16 protein-coding genes are annotated in these 16,499 nt (G+C 69.5%); 13 read left to right on the forward strand and 3 right to left on the reverse strand.

Annotation, left to right across the window (positions count from 1 at the left end; all coding sequences use genetic code 11):
- Positions 1–8 precede the first annotated feature (8 nt).
- Complete coding sequence (locus tag BJY22_RS23675) at positions 9–2,069, reverse strand: HNH endonuclease signature motif containing protein (protein ID WP_238351219.1); 2,061 nt, start codon at positions 2,067–2,069, stop codon at positions 9–11.
- 256 nt (positions 2,070–2,325) lie between these two features.
- Here BJY22_RS23675 and BJY22_RS23680 point away from each other — a divergent pair, with 256 nt between their 5' ends.
- The 8 genes from BJY22_RS23680 to BJY22_RS23715 are packed head-to-tail and all read left to right on the forward strand — an operon-like array spanning position 2,326 to position 10,295.
- Entirely contained in the window at positions 2,326–3,663 is a 1,338-nt protein-coding gene (locus tag BJY22_RS23680; protein WP_167210223.1) for an ABC transporter substrate-binding protein, read from the forward strand.
- A 34-nt stretch (positions 3,664–3,697) separates the two neighbouring features.
- On the forward strand, positions 3,698–4,663 hold the full coding sequence (locus BJY22_RS23685) for a carbohydrate ABC transporter permease (RefSeq protein ID WP_167210225.1): 966 nt from the start codon (positions 3,698–3,700) through the stop codon (positions 4,661–4,663).
- The gene (locus tag BJY22_RS23690) at positions 4,663–5,568 is read left to right on the forward strand and encodes a carbohydrate ABC transporter permease (protein ID WP_167210227.1); all 906 of its coding nucleotides are present in this window, start codon (positions 4,663–4,665) and stop codon (positions 5,566–5,568) included. The genes BJY22_RS23685 and BJY22_RS23690 overlap by 1 nt, the downstream gene beginning before the upstream one ends.
- Entirely contained in the window at positions 5,568–6,674 is a 1,107-nt protein-coding gene (locus BJY22_RS23695; protein ID WP_167210229.1) for a Gfo/Idh/MocA family protein, read from the forward strand. The genes BJY22_RS23690 and BJY22_RS23695 overlap by 1 nt, the downstream gene beginning before the upstream one ends.
- A gap of 36 nt (positions 6,675–6,710) precedes the next feature.
- Positions 6,711–7,862, forward strand: coding sequence for a CaiB/BaiF CoA transferase family protein (locus BJY22_RS23700; protein WP_337758890.1), 1,152 nt, complete (start codon positions 6,711–6,713; stop codon positions 7,860–7,862).
- Complete coding sequence (locus BJY22_RS23705) at positions 7,859–9,007, forward strand: extracellular solute-binding protein (RefSeq protein ID WP_167210232.1); 1,149 nt, start codon at positions 7,859–7,861, stop codon at positions 9,005–9,007. The genes BJY22_RS23700 and BJY22_RS23705 overlap by 4 nt, the downstream gene beginning before the upstream one ends.
- Positions 9,004–9,459 carry a MaoC family dehydratase gene (locus BJY22_RS23710; protein ID WP_167210234.1) on the forward strand — a complete coding sequence of 152 codons (456 nt, stop codon included), beginning with the start codon at positions 9,004–9,006 and terminating at the stop codon, positions 9,457–9,459. Before BJY22_RS23705 ends, BJY22_RS23710 begins: the two co-directional genes overlap by 4 nt.
- The gene (locus tag BJY22_RS23715; RefSeq protein ID WP_167210236.1) at positions 9,456–10,295 is read left to right on the forward strand and encodes an amidohydrolase family protein; all 840 of its coding nucleotides are present in this window, start codon (positions 9,456–9,458) and stop codon (positions 10,293–10,295) included. The genes BJY22_RS23710 and BJY22_RS23715 overlap by 4 nt, the downstream gene beginning before the upstream one ends.
- Before the next feature lie 4 nt (positions 10,296–10,299).
- Here BJY22_RS23715 and BJY22_RS23720 read toward each other — a convergent pair whose 3' ends face one another.
- Complete coding sequence (locus tag BJY22_RS23720) at positions 10,300–11,565, reverse strand: sensor histidine kinase (protein ID WP_167210238.1); 1,266 nt, start codon at positions 11,563–11,565, stop codon at positions 10,300–10,302.
- Positions 11,562–12,254 (reverse strand): response regulator, encoded by a 693-nt coding sequence (locus tag BJY22_RS23725; protein ID WP_167210240.1) that lies wholly within the window; start codon positions 12,252–12,254, stop codon positions 11,562–11,564. The genes BJY22_RS23720 and BJY22_RS23725 overlap by 4 nt, the downstream gene beginning before the upstream one ends.
- A gap of 126 nt (positions 12,255–12,380) precedes the next feature.
- On the opposite strand from BJY22_RS23725, the gene BJY22_RS23730 reads away from it, so the two are divergent.
- From BJY22_RS23730 to BJY22_RS23750, 5 genes are read left to right on the forward strand one after another with little or no spacing between them, the layout of a single operon-like run.
- Positions 12,381–12,665 (forward strand): hypothetical protein, encoded by a 285-nt coding sequence (locus BJY22_RS23730; protein WP_167210242.1) that lies wholly within the window; start codon positions 12,381–12,383, stop codon positions 12,663–12,665.
- Positions 12,662–13,693: an AAA family ATPase gene (locus tag BJY22_RS23735; protein ID WP_202891233.1), complete on the forward strand. Its 1,032-nt coding sequence runs from the start codon at positions 12,662–12,664 to the stop codon at positions 13,691–13,693. Before BJY22_RS23730 ends, BJY22_RS23735 begins: the two co-directional genes overlap by 4 nt.
- On the forward strand, positions 13,690–14,622 hold the full coding sequence (locus BJY22_RS23740; protein WP_167210244.1) for a DUF58 domain-containing protein: 933 nt from the start codon (positions 13,690–13,692) through the stop codon (positions 14,620–14,622). Before BJY22_RS23735 ends, BJY22_RS23740 begins: the two co-directional genes overlap by 4 nt.
- Positions 14,619–15,557: a VWA domain-containing protein gene (locus tag BJY22_RS23745; protein WP_167210246.1), complete on the forward strand. Its 939-nt coding sequence runs from the start codon at positions 14,619–14,621 to the stop codon at positions 15,555–15,557. The genes BJY22_RS23740 and BJY22_RS23745 overlap by 4 nt, the downstream gene beginning before the upstream one ends.
- Before the next feature lie 13 nt (positions 15,558–15,570).
- The gene (locus tag BJY22_RS23750; RefSeq protein ID WP_167210248.1) at positions 15,571–16,497 is read left to right on the forward strand and encodes a S1C family serine protease; all 927 of its coding nucleotides are present in this window, start codon (positions 15,571–15,573) and stop codon (positions 16,495–16,497) included.
- Positions 16,498–16,499: the final 2 nt, after the last annotated feature.

Raw genomic sequence — 16,499 nt, forward strand, 5'->3', positions numbered from 1 at the left:
TCAGGCTGCTAGAACGGTGGTGGGTCGTTGGGTGGGTGGGGTGCGGGTTGGCCGGTGGCTTGATCAGGTGTGACGGGGCCGCGGGCAGGTGGGACTGTGATGTAGCGGTGGCCGGTGGGGGCGGTCAGGGTGACGGAGCCGTCGGGGTGGGTGGTGCTGCTCCAGCCCCAGTCCGGATGGTCCTTGATGACGTGGTGGTATTCGCAGTAGGGCGCGAGGCCGGTGAGGGTTGTTCGGCCGGTTTGTGTGAAGGGGGTGGTGTGGTCGCGGTCGCATTGGCGGGAGGTGCGGTTGCAGCCGGGCCAGGCGCAGGTGGGGTGGCGGGCGAGGAGGGTTTCGGTGACGAGGGTGCTGGGGTCGTGGCGGGTGGTGGAGGCTTCGAGGACGGTGCCGTTGGTGGGGTCGGTGAGGAGTCTGCGCCAGGTGCTGTCGGTGGCGATGCGGCGGGCCATGTCGGCGGGGATGGGGCCGTAGCCGGTGAGTTCGCAGGGGTCGTCGTCCATTCCGAGCAGGGTGGTGGCTGGGATGAGGACTTCGATGTGGGGGCGTCTGCGGTGCTGGTCGGGTAGTCGGCGGCCGAGCCAGTCGAGTCCGTTGTGGAGCATGTGTTCGAAGACGTCGGCCATGACGTCGGCACGCCGCTGCTCCGCGGTCCGCCGATCAGGACCACGCCGATCAGAACCACACCCAGCTGAACCCGCGTCAGGATCGCGCGCCGCCGAATCACGTTGGTGGGGATCGCGCGGGGCGGGATCACGCCGGTTCGGTGAGGGGACGCCGGCCGCACCACCGACCGCGTCGTCCGCGGACTCTCCAGTTGCTTCTCCGGCGGCTTCTCCAACCGGCTCTCCAACCGCGCGGCCAGCAAATTCAGCGGCCGACGGGTGAGCTGCCATCTCAACCGCAGTACCAACCGCCGTCCCGGCGATTGTCTCGGCGCTGGTCCCGGTGCTCGCGGTGCTGTGCGCGGTGCGGGTCGTGCTGCTGCCCGTGCTGCTCGGGCTGGTGGTGCCGGTCGGGCTGGTCGCAGTGCTCGGGATGTTGGGGGTTCCTCGTTTGGCGAGGTCGGCCATGGCTTGGATGACGACCCACATTTGCTGGATTTTGTCGGCGGTGTGGACGACCCATAGTCCGGCCATGCCGTCGGGGAGGGGGACGATTTTGCAGGTGCGGTCGGTGACCGCGGCGCGGTGGCGGTCGGCGTCTTCGCGGATGGTGTGTTTGGCGACCTGACGGCGCAGTGATTCGCGGAGGTTCTTGTGGGTCTGGCCGGGGGCGCGGCGCAGCACGTGCGCTTCGACTGCTTGGGCGGCGTCGGTTGGGAGGTGCCGGGTGGCTTCGGAGATGGCCAGGGCTTTGGACCAGGTCAGGGCGCCGCAGCGTAGTGCGGTGTGGGTCGCGGTGAGGGGGCCGGTCAGGTGGAGTGCGGTGTCGATGTGGCGGGCGGCGGTGTCGGTGGACAGGTGCAGGGCGGCGCCGATCTCGGCGGACCAGGAGCGTTCGGGGTCGATCGGGCGGCCGGAGGTGTCGATCTGGGTGGGGCGGGGGATCTCGGTGGCCTGGGCTTTGCGTTGGCGCACGAACGATGCCATCGCGGAGGTCTTGATGGACGCGGCCCAGGCTTCCATCCGCGCGGCGGCCTTCATCGCCTCGATCAGCGCGACCGGTGACTCGCACTGCGGCCGCAACCGCTCCAGTGCGGCGGCGAGTTCGGCGCCGGGCGGCAGGAACACCCAGGCCGGGGCCTTCCGGCGCAGCATCTCCCGTTCGGCCTCGTCCTGATCGACACCGGCCCATTCCAGCCAGTCCAGCCAGTCGACCCGCGACATCGCTGGCAGGTTGTCGTACAGGTCCTCCTCGCTCAGGACGACGGGAGGGTGTGGGTCTTCGAAGTCGTACAGGTCGTCCGGGGGCAGCATGAACTCGTCAGGCACCACGAACTCCTCGTGCGGGGTCCGATCCCGCGGCACCCCGCGCCGCTCACACTGCCCGTGCTGTGGCGCGGCCGGGTCAGGCGCGACGGTGGGCCCGGCGGCAGCAGCCTTGCCGGGGCGCCGAGTCGACACCATCGCAGTCACGCATCTAGATTAGAACAGCTGTTCGATTGAACGCAAATCGCGGACGGCTGCCCCTGGTCAGGGCGCCTGGGGAAGAGAATGTGTGACGGGTGCGCAAAAGTCCGTGCGCAAACGATTGACCAATCGAGGGGTGGCGGTCTAGCGTTCTGCTCTAACGTTTGAGCAAGTGAGGCCACGGCGGTCGGTCGTCGTGTGTTCCGGCTCGGAACGCCCGCCCGTTCGGGACAGGAAGCGAAGGAGTTCGTTCATGAAGTCACGCGGTGTTCGTCCCGGGGAAGTGCGTGCTGTGGCCGCTGCGGCCGTGGTGTCGGCGGCTGCTCTGCTGACGGCCTGTGGGTCGTCGGCGGGTGGGGCCGGTGCGGATGTGAAGCAGACCGACTCCGGTGGGGCGATCACGGTCTGGGTCGACCCGCCGCGGGTGCCGGCCGCGAAGGCGTTCCAGAAGGCGCATCCGGAGATCAAGACGACGATCAACCAGATCGACGGGACTGTCGGCGGGAAGTCGTTGCAGCAGCAGTTCGCGCAGTTCAACCAGGCCGGCAAGGGTTGGCCGGACGCGATCTTCTTCCCGTCGAACGACGACATCGCGTGGGCCTCGGGCGCGCAGGTCAACTACACCGCCGACCTGACCGACCTGGTCCCCGATGTGATCAAGGGGTACGCGGACGAGGTGATCTCGCCGTGCAAGATCGACGACAAGGTCCGCTGCCTCCGCAACGACGCCGCGCCGGACGTCTTCTGGTACAACAAGACGTTCTTCACGCAGAACGGCTACAGCGTCCCGAAGACCTGGGAGGAGTACGGCGACCTCGCCGTACGGATCGCCAAGGAGCACCCGGGCAAGCTCAGCGGCTTCACCGGTGACGCCTACGCCCCGGACCGCTACCTGTGGGCCGCGGGCTGCCCGACGAACGCCCGCCAGTCCGAGACCGAGGTCCACATCGACCTGAACGACGCGAAGTGTGTGCGCGCCAAGGATCTGCTCGCGAAGCTCGTCCAGGCGAAAGCCGTCTCCACGGTCGGGATCTTCGACGCCGACGCCGCGAAGATCGGCAAGGACCTCGTCATGAGCCCGGGCGCCGCCTGGTGGGGCGACTACCTGTTCCGTCAGTCCTGGAAGATCCCCGCCGGCCAGATGACCGCCGTCACGCCGCTCGCCTGGAACGGCGACAGCAAGCCGGCCACCGGGAACGAGGGCGGCGGCCTGTGGGGCTTCTCGCGCCACATCACCGGCAAGCAGCTGGAGAACACGCTCACCTTCGCCAAGTTCGTCGCCACCGACCCGCGCTGGCAGGTCGAGCTGTCGACCGGCCTCCCGGCGTACGGACCGGTCCAGGACGCCTGGATCGCGAAGCAGTCGCAGCAGAAGTACTTCGCCGACGACAAGACGACGTTCGCCGCGATCAAGGGCGCGACCGCCTTCGTCCAGCCGGACCACTCGTACCTGCTCTACAACACGGGCAGCGTGTGGACCGAGACCGTGGCCGCCGGCCTGGCCTCCGGCAAGACCGTCGACCAGGCGTGGACCGGGTTCAACGACGAACTCGTGAAGCAAGCCAAAGCCATGGGATACACCATCAAGTAGCCGGCCGCACGAGGACAGCAGATAGGAGTGCGGCATGGCGACCGCGCTGATGGACAAGCGCAGTACGAGCGCGCCGACGGCGAAGCCCCAGCGCCACAGGACGAAGACCTCCCGCCCGAGTGAGACGAGGGGCGCGTGGATCCTGTTGTCGCCGTACGTCGTCCTTCTGCTCGTCGGCGGGATCATACCGGTGGGCTATGCGGTCAAGACCGCACTGGAGAAGCCGCCGACCCCGCTGGATCCGAGCGGTGGGTTCGGCGGTGTCGCGAGCTTCAAGACGGTGTTCACCGACTTCCGCTTCCTCGACACGTTCCAGAACGTCTTCGCTACGCTGGCGATCTGGCTGCCGATCATGATGATCGGCATCGTCGGCCTGGCGCTGCTGATCCACGCCAGCCCCGGCCGCTTCGGCTCGACGATGCGGTTCGTCTACTACATCCCCGGCGCCCTGGCCGGCATCGCGAACCTCGTGCTGTGGGTCTATCTGCTCAACCCGGCGCAGTCGCCGATCGAGGGCTTCTGGCACGCGGTCGGCGTCGACACGATCAAGCAGGCGGTCGCCGCACCGGGTCATCTGCCGTTCATCCTGACCGCGATGATGTTCTTCCAGGGCGTCGGCTCCTGGATCGTCGTGGTGAACGGCGGCCTGAACGGCATCTCCGACGAGACCCTGGAGGCGGCCGCCCTGGACGGTGCGAACGCCTGGCAGCTCGCCTGGCACGTCAAGCTCCCGATCATCCGCCCTTGGCTCGGGTACGCCGCCCTCATGAACCTCGCGTACGGGTTCCAGCTCTTCCTCGAGCCGCAACTCCTCGACCAAGTGGCGAGCAACGCGCTGCCGGACCAGTGGACGCCGACCCAGCTGGGCTACGCGTTCGCCTTCAGCAACTACAACTTCCCGGCCGCGGCGGCGATGTCGTTGATCCTGCTGGTGATCACGCTCGGCATCGGGCTGCTGATCGTCTTCCGCAGCGGGCTCTTCGGAGAGGACGACAGCTGATGACCGGAATCGAGACCTGGAGCGCCGGACGGCTGGCGCGGGTCGTGTCGATGCTGTTCGTCGCCGTCCTGTTCCTGCTGCCGATCGCCGGGTTCGTCGCGATGGCGTTCCGCTCCAACGACGGGGTGGAGGCCGGTGAGGGCGGGTTCCTCGGCCTCGGGGACATTGCCTGGAGCAACGTTCAGTACAGCTGGTCGCAGGTCAACGGGTTCGGCCCCGAAGGCGGCCTGTTCTCGCGCTGGCTGATGAACTCGCTGGTCGTCGCCGGCGGCGGCGCGATCCTCGCGGTCGTCGCCGCGCTCCCGGCCGGCTACGCGATGGCGCGGCTGCGGTTCCGGGCCCGCCGCGCCGTCCTGCTGATCACGCTGGTCACCATGGTGATGCCCAACACCGTGCTGGTCATCCCGCTGTTCCTCGAGGTGAACGCCGTCGGCGCGGTGGGCCAGTTGTGGCCGGTCGCGCTGATCATGGGCTTCTTCCCGTTCGGCGTGTACCTCTCGTACATCCACTACCTGACCACCATGCCGCGAGAGCTGGTCGAGGCCGCGCGCCTGGACGGACTGGGAGAGGTATTGGTCTTCTGGTGGATCGGCCTGCGGATCTCCAAGCAAGTCGTCGTCCTGGTCGCGTTCTTCGCGTTCGTCGCGAACTGGACCAACTTCTTCCTCCCGCTGGCCCTCCTGTCGTCGAACCAGAACAACCAGACCGTCTCGATCGGTCTGCAGCAGCTGATCGGCGCGAGCCCGCTGTTCAACCCCACAGTCGCAGCCGGCCTCGACGTCAAGCTCTACATGCCGCAACTGGCGCTCGCGACGTTCATCTCGATGCTGCCGCTGCTCGTGGTGTTCCTCGGCGCCCAGCGCTTCCTGATCCGCGGCGAGACCGTCGGGGCGGTGAAAGGCTGATGGACAACGAGCCGACCAACCTTCCGGAGTTCACCCCGCACCCCGGCTACACCCTCGCCCCGCCGACCACTCCACGTCCGATCGTGATCATCGGCGCCGGCGGCATCGTCCGCGACGCCCACCTCCCCGCGTACCACAAGGCCGGCTTCGAGATCGCCAGCATCACGGACCTGCAGCGACACCGCGCACAGAACCTGGCCGCGCAGTACGCCGTACCGCAGGTGTACGACGATGTCGCTGCCGCCGTCGCAGCCGCACCGGACAACGCAGTCTTCGACGTCGCCCTCCCGCCCGAAGCACACATCGACGTCCTCGAACAGCTCCCCGACGGCGCCGCCGTACTGCTCCAGAAGCCCCTCGGAAACCATCTCCCCGACGGCATCCGCACCCGCGAGGTCTGCCGCCGCAAGAATCTGGTCGCCGCGGTCAACACCCAGCTGCGATTCGCGCCGTACGTCGCGGTCGCGCGGAAGCTGATCGCCGACGGCACCATCGGCGAGCTGTACGACTTCGAGATCCGCGTCTCGGTGCGTACGCCGTGGGAGATGTTCCCGTACGTCCTCGAGCTCGACCGGCTCGAGATCAACATGCACAGCGTCCACTACCTCGACCTGATCCGCTCGTTCCTGGGCGATCCGACGGGCGTGTCCGCCGTGACCGTCCGGCACCCGGAGAAGTCCCATGCGAACAGCCGCTCCGACATCGCGCTGACGTACGGCGACCGGCCGGTACGGGTCGTCGTCTCGACGAATCACGATCACCAATTCGGTGAGCGGTATGAGGAGAGCTACGTCAAGTGGGAGGGCACGAAGGGCGCCGTACGGCTGCAGCTCGGTCTCCTGCTCGACTACCCGCGCGGAGGCGAGGACCGGCTCGAGGTGGTCACCGACGACCGGCTCGCGGAGGGCTGGCGGCCGGTGCCGTTCGAGGGCTCGTGGTTCCCGGACGCCTTCATCGGCTCGATGAGTGTCGTCCAGCGCTATCTCGAGGGCTCGATCCCGTCGCTGCCGACCTCGGTGGAGGACGTGTTCCGGACGATGGCGGTCGTCGAGGCGGCGTACGTGTCCGCCGCGCGCGGTGGCGAGCCGCCGCCGTACGACGACTGAGCCACCGATCGACGACCTGAGAGGACCAACCGAGTGGTGACCGAACTTCCCCTGACCGGGATCACTGTGCTGGACTTCAGCCAGTTCCTGGCCGGACCGGTGGCTGCGCTGCGCCTGGCCGACCTGGGCGCGCGGGTGATCAAGATCGAGCGCCCCGGCACCGGCGACGCCGGCCGGCAGCTGGCGTTCGCGGGCCGGATGGTGTCCGGCGACAGCATGTCGTTCCACGCGATGAACCGGAACAAGGAGAGCCTGGTCGCCGACCTGAAGGCGCCCGCGGACCTCGAGCGCGTGAAGAGCCTGGTCGCGGAGGCCGACGTCGTGGTCTCGAACTTCCGTCCCGGTGTGATGGAGCGGCTCGGCCTCGACTACGAGACGGTCCGGCGGATCAACCCCAGCATCGTCTACGGCAGCGTCAGCGGGTACGGCGACACCGGCCCGTTCAAGGACCGACCCGGTCAGGATCTGCTCGCCCAGTCGATCGCCGGACTGCCCTGGCTGAACGGCTCGCGCGACGATCCGCCGGTTCCGGTCGGCCTGGCGGTCGCCGACCACCTGGCGAGCTGCCACCTGGCCCAAGGCATCACGGCCCTGTTGGTACGACGCTTCCGCACCGGCCGGGGAGGCCACGCGCAGACCAGTCTGCTGGAGGCACTGCTCGACCTCGAATTCGAGCTGCTGACCACGCGGTTGAACGACCCGTCGATCGTCGTACGACGGAAGGGGATCCGCTCGGCCCATGCGTTCCTGCCGGCGCCGTACGGGATCTATCCGACCAGCGACGGCTACCTCGCCATCGCGATGAACCCGGTGCCCACCATCGGCCGGCTGCTCGAGTTGCCGGAGGTCGCCGCGATGACCGACCCGCAGTCGTGGTGGGATCGGCAGGAGGAGATCGAGGAGCTGCTGTCGGAGCGACTCCGGACCAGGACCCGTGCGGAGTGGCTGGCCGTTCTCGACGCCGAGGACGTGTGGTGCGCGCCGGTCCTCACGCTGGACGAACTGGTCGAGCACGACGGATTCCGGGCGATCGCGATGACCCAGCAGGTCCGCCGGGACGGCCTCGAACTGACCACCACGCGGAGCCCGATCAGGATCGACGGCGAGCGGCTGACCAATCCACGCCCTGGCCCTCGGCTGGGCGAGCACGAGCCTGTCGGGCCGGACCAGGTGGAGGAGATCGCATGACGACGCTACGTGGCATGACGTGGGAACACCCTCGCGGGTACGACTGCCAGGTCGCGGCCGCGAAGGAGTACGCGCGCCTCACCGGTGTCGACGTGCACTGGGAGTTCCGCTCGCTCCAGGCCTTCGCCGACGAGCCCCTCGCTGGGCTGGCGGCCCGCTACGACCTGCTCGTCATCGACCATCCGCACGTACCGCTCGCGGCCGCCGAGGGTCTTCTCGCGCCGCTGGACGGTGCCGGTCACGACGAGCAGCTGGCCGCCCTCGCATCCGATGCCGTTGGCAACAGTCATGCGTCGTACGTGCACGACGGCCACCAGTACGGACTCGCCACGGATTCCGCCGCCCAGGTCGCCGTACACCGGCCGGATCTGTTGCCGGCACCACCGACGGACTGGGACGGCGTACTCGACCTGGCGCGCGACGGCCGGGTGCTGTGGCCCGCGAAGCCGATCGACGCGTACTCGACGCTGTGCACCCTGGCGGCCAACCGCGGTACGCCGGTCGCGGCCGAGCCGGGCCGATTCCTCGCCGAGGAGGACGCCGGCGCCGTACTCGACCTGATGCACCGCCTCGCCGAGCACGTCCCCGAGTGGTGCCTCGCGGCGAATCCGATCGAGGTCGCCGAGGCGCTGGTGGGCGACGACGGTTGGGCGTACGCGCCGCTCGCGTACGGCTACTCGAACTACTCCCGGCGTGGCTTCCGCCCGCATCGGCTCAAGTACGTCGACATCCCGGCCGGATCGCGCGGCGTCGCGGGATCGCAGCTCGGCGGTGCCGGGATCGCGGTCTCGGCGTACACGAAGGAACTCGACGCGGCCCGTGCGTACGCGGTCTGGCTGGCGTCGCCGGAGGTCCAGTCCGGGGTGTACTACGACGCGGGCGGCCAGCCGGGCTACGCGGCATCGTGGGACGACGACCGCCTCAACGAGGACTCGTGGGACTTCTTCCGCGGGACCAGGCAGACCCTGGACGGGGCCTGGGTGCGGCCGCGGACGGCGGGCTACATGGAGTTCCAGGACGTCGTGTCGCCGTGGGTCACTGCGGCCCTGCGGGGCGAGACGACCGATGCCGAGCTGGTACGGCGCGCGAACGAGCTCGCCGAACAATTGCTGGCGACTGAGCAATTGCAGGAGGAAGGGCGATGAAGGTCGCGGAACGCTGGTTCGAGGACTACGAGATCGGCGAGAGCCGGACCACCGTCGGACGCACGATCACCGAGGCCGACATCGTGCTGCACGCCGGGCAGACCGGCGACTTCTTCCCGCACCACATGGACGCGGAGTGGATGGCGACGCAGCCGGCCGGGCAGCGGATCGCGCACGGAACCCTCATCCTGTCCGTGGCCGTGGGCATGACCGCGGGCGACATCAATCCGCGGTCGATGTCGTACGGGTACGACAAGATCCGCTTCATCAAGCCGGTCTTCATCGGCGACACGATCACCGTGACCGCGGAGATCACCGAGAAGTCCGACCACAAGCGGATGCCCGGCACCCACGGCTATGTGCACGAGCTGGTCAGCGTGACCAACCAGCGGGCGGATACGGTTCTCGTCCTCACTCATCTCTACCTGGTCGACAAGCGAGGTCCGGCATGATCATCGACGCACACCAGCACGTCTGGGACCTGGACCGTTCGCCGTACCAATGGCTCGGTCCGCACGTGCCGCAGTGGAACCGCACTTTCACCTTCGAGGAGCTGCGCCCGCACCTGGTCCGCAACGGTGTCGACGCGACGGTGCTGGTCCAGTCGGACGATCACGACGGCGACACCGACCTGATGCTCGAGGTGGCGTCGCAGCATCCGGAGGTCGCGGCGATCGTGGCGTACGTGCCGCTCGACCGTCCGGACCGCGCCGCCGAACGCCTCGCGGAGCTGCGGAAGGACCCGCGGGTGGTCGGGATCCGCAATCTCATCCATGACCTGCCCGATCCGGACTGGATCCTGCGGCCCGAGGTCGACGAGGGGCTGTCGGTCCTCGAGCAGGCGGACGTGACGTTCGACTACGTCGCCGTACTGCCGCGCCACCTCGAACACGTGCCGACCTTGTCCGAACGTCATCCCGACCTGCGGATCGTGATCGACCACCTCGCCAAGCCGCCGATCGGCGAGGCCGACCGCGAGCCGTGGTGGACCCTCATCGCGACCGCGGCCGAGAATCCGCTCGTCCACGCCAAGATCTCCGGTCTCTATCCCGGCACGGGGACCTGGGAGTCGGTCCGGCCGTTCGTGGACCGGGCGGTGGAGGTCTTCACCCCGAGCCGGCTCATGTACGGCGGCGACTGGCCGATCTCCACCTCCGAAGGCGGCTACGACCGCGTCTTCACCGGGCTGTCCGATGCCCTCTCGTCGCTGTCCGACGCCGACCGGGAAGAGATCTACTCGGGCACGGCTCGCCGGTTCTACCGCATCGACGACGGCCTCCTCGGCTGAGCTGTCAGCGACGCGGGCCGAGCGGGTCTTCGTCGGGCGGGGTGGGGGAGCGCCGCGTGGTGTTGGTGAGCGAGCGCTCCGGCAGCCAGAGCACGAACGTGCTGCCGACGCCGACCTCGGAGTGCAGCGCGACGGTTCCCCCGTGGGACTCGGCGATCTGCCGGACGATGGCGAGTCCGAGGCCGGCCCGGCGCTGACCCGTGGACGGCACGGTGGCGGGTGGCTGTTGCTGGCCGCCCCGGAAGAACCGGTCGAAGACGCGGTCCGCGTCGGCCTCGGCGATCCCAGGGCCCTCGTCCCGTACGGCGATCCACGCCCAGCCGTTGCTGCTGCCGACGGCGACGACGAGTTCGCTGCCGCCGCGGGCCAGCCGGACCGCGTTCGAGAGCAGGTTGTCCACGGCGCGCCGCAGGGCGGAGGCGTCGCCGGCGGCGATCGGTCCGGGGGAGAGGCGTCGTACGACACGCAACTCGCGATCGGCTGCGAGCAGTTCGTGTTCCTCGGCCGCTTCGCCGGCGATCGCGGCCAGGTCGACGTCGGCGTCCACGAAGGCCGGTGACGACCGGCGCGCGGACGCGAGCAGGTCCTCGACGAGCCGGGTCATCCGCTGGATCGCGCGGCTCACGATCGCGGTTGCCTGGGCCCGGTCCTGGGGCGGCGTGTCGTCGTGGGCGAGGACGGCGTCGACGTTCGCCTGGATGACGGCGAGCGGGTTGCGCAGCTCGTGGGACGCGTCGTCGACGAGTTGCCGTTGCGCGAGGAACGCCGATTCGAGCCGCTCGAGCATGTCGTCCACGGTGTCGGCGAGGTTGCGCAGCTCGTCCTGCGGGCCGTCGAGGGCGATCCGGCGGGTCAGATCGGTCGCGGAGATCTCACGGGCGGTCGTGGTGATCCGGCGTACCGGCCGCAGCGCGCGACCGGACAACCACCAGCCGGTGCCGAGGCTGACGAGGAACAGGCCACCGATCCCCGCGACCGAGTAGTTCCGCAGGGTCTGCAAGGTCTGGTAGTTGACCGCGTCCTGCACGCTGGAGATCTCCGCGGCCTGGATCGTCTGGCCGGGCTTGATCTGGTACTTGCCGTGGGCGTCCTTGTACCACTTCTGGACCTCGATCTGGTTCAGCGGTTCCGGGTCGAGGATCTGCGACAGGGCGACGTACACGCCGCCGAGCAGCAGCGCCGACAGCGCGATCAGGACGGCGGAGTAGGTGAGCGTGAGCCGGAACCGGATCGTCTGCGCCCAGGGCGGCAACGTCAGCGGGAGTTTCATGAGTCACCTCTGAGGCGGTAGCCGCGGCCGATCACCGTTTCCAGGACCGGCTCCTCGCCGTTCCGGGTGAGCTTGCGGCGAAGGGTTCCGACGGTCACGCGGACGCTCTGGGTGAACGGGTCCGCGTTCTCGTCCCAGACGTGCTCGAGCAGCTCCTCGGCCGAGACGACGTGGCCGGGTCGCGACATCAGATACCGCAGTACGCCGAACTCCTTCAACGTCAGCGACAGCTCGCGACCGGACCGGGTGACGAGATGGCGGGACGAGTCGAGGACCAGGTCGCCGACGTGCAGCTGGGTGGTGCCGTTCGTGACGTCGCGGCGCAGCAGCGCGCGGATCCTCGCGAGGAGTTCGACCAGCGCGAACGGCTTGGTCAGGTAGTCGTCCGCCCCTTCGTCGAGTCCGCGGACACGGTCGGCCAGCGAGGCGCGGGCAGTCAGCATCAGCACCCGTAGCTCCCGGCCCGACGCCACCTCGATCTCGCCCCGGCGGACCGCGCGGCACAGGTCGAGGCCGCTGGTGTCCGGCAGTGTGATGTCGAGGATCGCCAGGTCGTACGCCGTGGTCGCGAGCTTCTCCGTCGCCTCGGCACCGGTGGTCGCCGCGTCGACGGCGTACCCGGCCCGGCCGAGTCCGGAGCGCAACGCGCTGACCAGGCCTTCTTCGTCCTCCACCACGAGTAGTCGCACGCCACCAAGGTAGCGGGGGACGCGAACTCCGCGGGTGTGCTCTTTCGCCGGACTTTCGCTCCGCTTTCCGGTCGTTTTCGTACCCGCTTGATGAGCTGTGGCCAATCGACCAGAAGGAGATCTCGGATGAATATCCCAGGCAAGCGGCTGATTGTCGGCAGTGCGGTCGCGGTCGCGGCGCTCGGTATCGGCGGGGTGGCCTACGCGGCCGGCGGCGATCCGACCCCGGAGCAGGGGTACGTCGTCGTCGAGGACGGTGCGACGACACCGTCGCCGTCGCAGGAGAACGGCACGCAGGAGAACGGCACGCGGGAGGACTGCCCGGAGAAGAACGGCCAGGGCCAGGGCGAGCAGGGCCAGGCCGAGCAGCCGACCCAGCCCTCGGAGCAGAACCCGGCTGGTAACGCATGACCGAGTCCCACCCACGGAGCGCTGCGACGGCCCCGCCCGCCGGAATCAACGCCGTGCTCGAGCACGCGCTGTTCGAGGTGAAGCGGGTCGTCGTCGGGCAGGACCACCTGGTCGAGCGGATGCTGGTCGGGTTGCTTGCCCGTGGCCACTGTCTGCTCGAAGGGGTGCCTGGTGTCGCGAAGACGCTCGCCGTCCGGACGCTGGCGGAGGTGATCGGCGGCCGGTTCGCCCGGCTGCAGTTCACCCCCGACCTGGTGCCCGGCGACATCATGGGCACCCGGATCTGGCGGCCGTCGACGGAGGGGTTCGACACCGAGCTCGGCCCGGTGTTCGCCAACCTCGTGCTTGCCGACGAGATCAATCGGGCGCCGGCGAAGGTGCAGTCGGCGCTGCTGGAGGCAATGGCCGAGCACCAGGTCAGCATCGGCGGCACGTCGTACCGGCTGCCGGAACCGTTCCTGGTCCTGGCGACGCAGAACCCGATCGAGTCCGATGGCGTGTACGCGCTGCCGGAGGCGCAGCGGGACCGGTTCCTGCTCAAGATCACGGTCGACTACCCGACACCGTTGGAGGAACTGACGATCCTGCAGCGGATGAGCGCGCATCGTCCGCACGCGAGCGCCGTACTGTCTCCGGAACAGGTCTCGCAGTTGCAGGAGGCAACGGAAGACGTCTTCGTCCACAACGCCGTGGCGGAGTACGTCGTGCGACTGGTGCACGCGACCCGGGCGCCGGAGCAGTACGGGATCCACGATCTTGCCGGAGTACTGGAGTTCGGGGCGAGCCCGCGGGCGACTCTGGGTCTCGTCGCGGCCGGCCGGGCGCTGGCGTTGCTGCGCGGGCGCGACTACGTGCTGCCGGCTGATGTGTACGACGTGGCGCTCGACGTGATGGCGCACCGGTTGGTGCTGACCTTCGACGCGCTGGCCGACGGGGTCGATCCGCGTTCGGTCGTGGCGCGCATCCTGCACACGATCGAGCAGCCGCACGTGGTGCCGGCCGACGACGCCCAAGGATCTGCGGCGTGACCGACCTACTGGCGGGCCGGGAGCGGGCGTTGCGCGCGCTGGAGCTGTCGGTGAAGCGCAAGCTCGAAGGGTTCCTGCACGGTGAGATCACCGGGTTGCGTACCGGTCCCGGCAGCGAGCCGAACGAGGCACGTCCGTACCAGGCGGGCCAGGACGACGTACGACGGATGGACTGGAACGTGACCGCTCGGTCGTCGGAGCCGCATGTGCGCGCGCCGTTGGCCGAGCGGGAGCTGGAGACCTGGGCGTTGCTGGACGCGTCGGCGAGCATGGACTTCGGGACCGCGTCGAGCGAGAAGCGCGACCTCGCGATCGCGGTGGTCGGGGCGGTCGGTCTGCTGGCCGATCGTCCCGGCAACCGGCTCGGGATCCGCATCGCCCTGGGCGACGAACTGCGCCGGCTGCCCGCGGCCGGCGGCGCCGTCCAGCTCCGCCGATCGCTGCGGACCCTCCTGTCGTTGCCCCGGGCAACACCCGGGGCCGTCCCGAGGACGGATCTGGGCCGCGCGATCAGCCGGCTCGACCGCGAGCACACCCGCCCTGGCCTGCGCGTCGTCGTGTCCGACTTCCACGAGGACAACTGGGCAGATCCCCTGCGGCGACTGACCGCCCGCCACGAAGTCATCGCGGTGGAGGTCCTGGATCCGCGGGAACTGGAGCTTCCCGACGTCGGCCTGCTCACGCTCGTCGACCCGGAGACGGGCCGCCGCCGGGAGATCCAGACCGCCAACCGCAAACTCCGCCGCCGGTACGCCGACGCCATCGCCGCGCACCGCGAACAGACCACCCGGGCGATCCGGTCCGCCGGCGCGGCCCATTTGGTACTGCGCACCGATCAGGACTGGGTCCGTGACGTCGCAGCCTTCGCCACCGCGCGTCGCCGGGCCGGCGTCCGACGGCATCCTACCGGGAGGACCGGTATCCGATGAGATTCGAGCAACCCCTCTGGCTCTGGCTACTCGTGCTGGTCGCGGCCCTCGTGGTCGCGTACCTGATCGCGCAGCGGCGCCGGACCAAGTACGCCGTACGTTTCGCGACCCTCCCGATGCTGGAGAAGGTCGCGCCGCAGCGGCCCGGCTGGCGCCGGCACGCGCCGGCCGCGGCCTTCCTCGCCGCGCTCACCGTGCTGACGATCGCGATCGCGCGGCCGGTGACCGAGATCCGCGTCCCGCGCGAACGGGCGACGGTGCTGGTCGCGATGGACGTGTCGAACTCGATGGCCGCCACCGACGTCGCGCCGAACCGGTTCGAGGTCGCCAAGCAGGCCGCGACGGACTTCGTCGAGGAGCTGCCGGAGCAGTTCAACGTCGGCCTGGTGTCGTTCGCGCGGACGGCGACCGTGGTGGCCGCGCCGAGCACCGATCACCAGGCGACCGTGAACGCGATCAACAGTCTGCAGCTGAGCGACTCGACCGCGATCGGGGACGCCGTACTGACCAGCCTGCAGGCGGTGCGGACGATCGATCCCGACGATCCGCCGCCGAGCCGGATCGTGCTGCTGTCCGACGGCGGCAACACGGCCGGCCGGCCGGTCGAGCAGGCCGCCGAGGCGGCGGCGCAGGCCGGCGTACCGGTGTCGACGATCGCGTACGGCACCGCCGAGGGCACGGTGAACCTCGAGGGCCGGGACATCCCGGTACCCGCCGACACCGAGGCCCTGCAAGCGCTTGCGAACACGACCAGCGGCACGTTCTACGAGGCCGCGAGCGACGAGCAACTCCGCGATGTGTACTCCGACCTGCAGTCCTCGATCGGCTGGACCACCGAGCCGCGCGAGATCACCAACCTGGTAGCAGGAGGGGCCCTGGCCGCAGCCTTGCTCGCCGCCCTCGCCTCCTTGCTCTGGTTCTCCCGACTTCCCTGAGTAGGAGCCACACATGCCTCCACACCTCGGCCATCCCTTCCGTGGGCCGGACTACCTGCCCGGCCCACGGCCCACCGACTCCGTCACCCCGGTCACCGCTGCGGGACCCCCCTCGCCGGTGGCGGCACCTCCGGCCGGGGTGACGGACGGCCGTGCTGTTCCTCCCGTCGGCGCCCCGACCGCGGAGCGCGGTTCGGGTCGCCGCCGGGCCGGCTTCTTCGTCGGCACGCTCGCGCTGTCCATCGCCGCGGGAGGACTGGCCGGTGCGGTGACTGGCGACCGCGGTACTGCGTCCACCGCCGTCGACCTGCCGCAGGCCGCCGCGCCACCCGCGGCGGCGCAGGGCTCGATCTCCGCCGCGGCGGCGAGCGTGCTGCCGGGAGTGGTGTCGGTACGCGCCGGACGCGCGACCGGGTCCGGCTTCGCGATCGACCAGCAAGGACATGTGGTGACCAACGCACACGTGGTGGAAGGAGCCACTGATGTATCCCTGGTCCTGTCGAACGGGCGGAGGGTCAACGCGGACGTGGTCGGATCCGACCCGGACAACGATCTCGCCGTACTCCAGGTCTCGGCATCCGATGCCGAGGGACTGCGTGCGCTCACGCTCGGCCGGTCCGCGCAACTGCGGGTCGGCGACCCGGTGCTGGCCGTCGGATCACCGCTCGGCCTGGAAGGAACGGTGACCGCCGGCATCGTCAGCGCGGTCAACCGCCAGGCCCGCTTCGGCAACGACGGCGCCCGCCAGTCGGCGATCCAGACCGACGCCGCGATCAACCCCGGCAACTCCGGCGGGCCGTTGGTGAACTCTGCCGGTCAGGTCGTCGGCGTCAACACCGCCATCGCCACCCTGGGCTCCTCCCGCTCCGGCAACATCGGCATCGGCTTCGCGATCCCGGTCGACCGCATGACGACCATCGTGGAGACCATGCTCGACTGAGC

The organism is Kribbella shirazensis (genome assembly GCF_011761605.1).
In the GTDB taxonomy this organism is placed as follows: domain Bacteria; phylum Actinomycetota; class Actinomycetes; order Propionibacteriales; family Kribbellaceae; genus Kribbella; species Kribbella shirazensis.

Bases quoted from the DNA above. Each gene is read 5' to 3' on its own strand.
- BJY22_RS23695 (WP_167210229.1), top strand. From the start codon at position 5,568: ATGGACAACGAGCCGACCAACCTTCCGGAGTTCACCCCGCACCCCGGC.
- BJY22_RS23730 (WP_167210242.1), top strand. From the start codon at position 12,381: ATGAATATCCCAGGCAAGCGGCTGATTGTCGGCAGTGCGGTCGCGGTC.
- BJY22_RS23705 (WP_167210232.1), top strand. From the start codon at position 7,859: ATGACGACGCTACGTGGCATGACGTGGGAACACCCTCGCGGGTACGAC.
- BJY22_RS23685 (WP_167210225.1), top strand. From the start codon at position 3,698: ATGGCGACCGCGCTGATGGACAAGCGCAGTACGAGCGCGCCGACGGCG.
- BJY22_RS23745 (WP_167210246.1), top strand. From the start codon at position 14,619: ATGAGATTCGAGCAACCCCTCTGGCTCTGGCTACTCGTGCTGGTCGCG.
- BJY22_RS23715 (WP_167210236.1), top strand. From the start codon at position 9,456: ATGATCATCGACGCACACCAGCACGTCTGGGACCTGGACCGTTCGCCG.
- BJY22_RS23680 (WP_167210223.1), top strand. From the start codon at position 2,326: ATGAAGTCACGCGGTGTTCGTCCCGGGGAAGTGCGTGCTGTGGCCGCT.
- BJY22_RS23690 (WP_167210227.1), top strand. From the start codon at position 4,663: ATGACCGGAATCGAGACCTGGAGCGCCGGACGGCTGGCGCGGGTCGTG.
- BJY22_RS23750 (WP_167210248.1), top strand. From the start codon at position 15,571: ATGCCTCCACACCTCGGCCATCCCTTCCGTGGGCCGGACTACCTGCCC.
- BJY22_RS23675 (WP_238351219.1), bottom strand. From the start codon at position 2,069: ATGGTGTCGACTCGGCGCCCCGGCAAGGCTGCTGCCGCCGGGCCCACC.
- BJY22_RS23720 (WP_167210238.1), bottom strand. From the start codon at position 11,565: ATGAAACTCCCGCTGACGTTGCCGCCCTGGGCGCAGACGATCCGGTTC.
- BJY22_RS23710 (WP_167210234.1), top strand. From the start codon at position 9,004: ATGAAGGTCGCGGAACGCTGGTTCGAGGACTACGAGATCGGCGAGAGC.
- BJY22_RS23735 (WP_202891233.1), top strand. From the start codon at position 12,662: ATGACCGAGTCCCACCCACGGAGCGCTGCGACGGCCCCGCCCGCCGGA.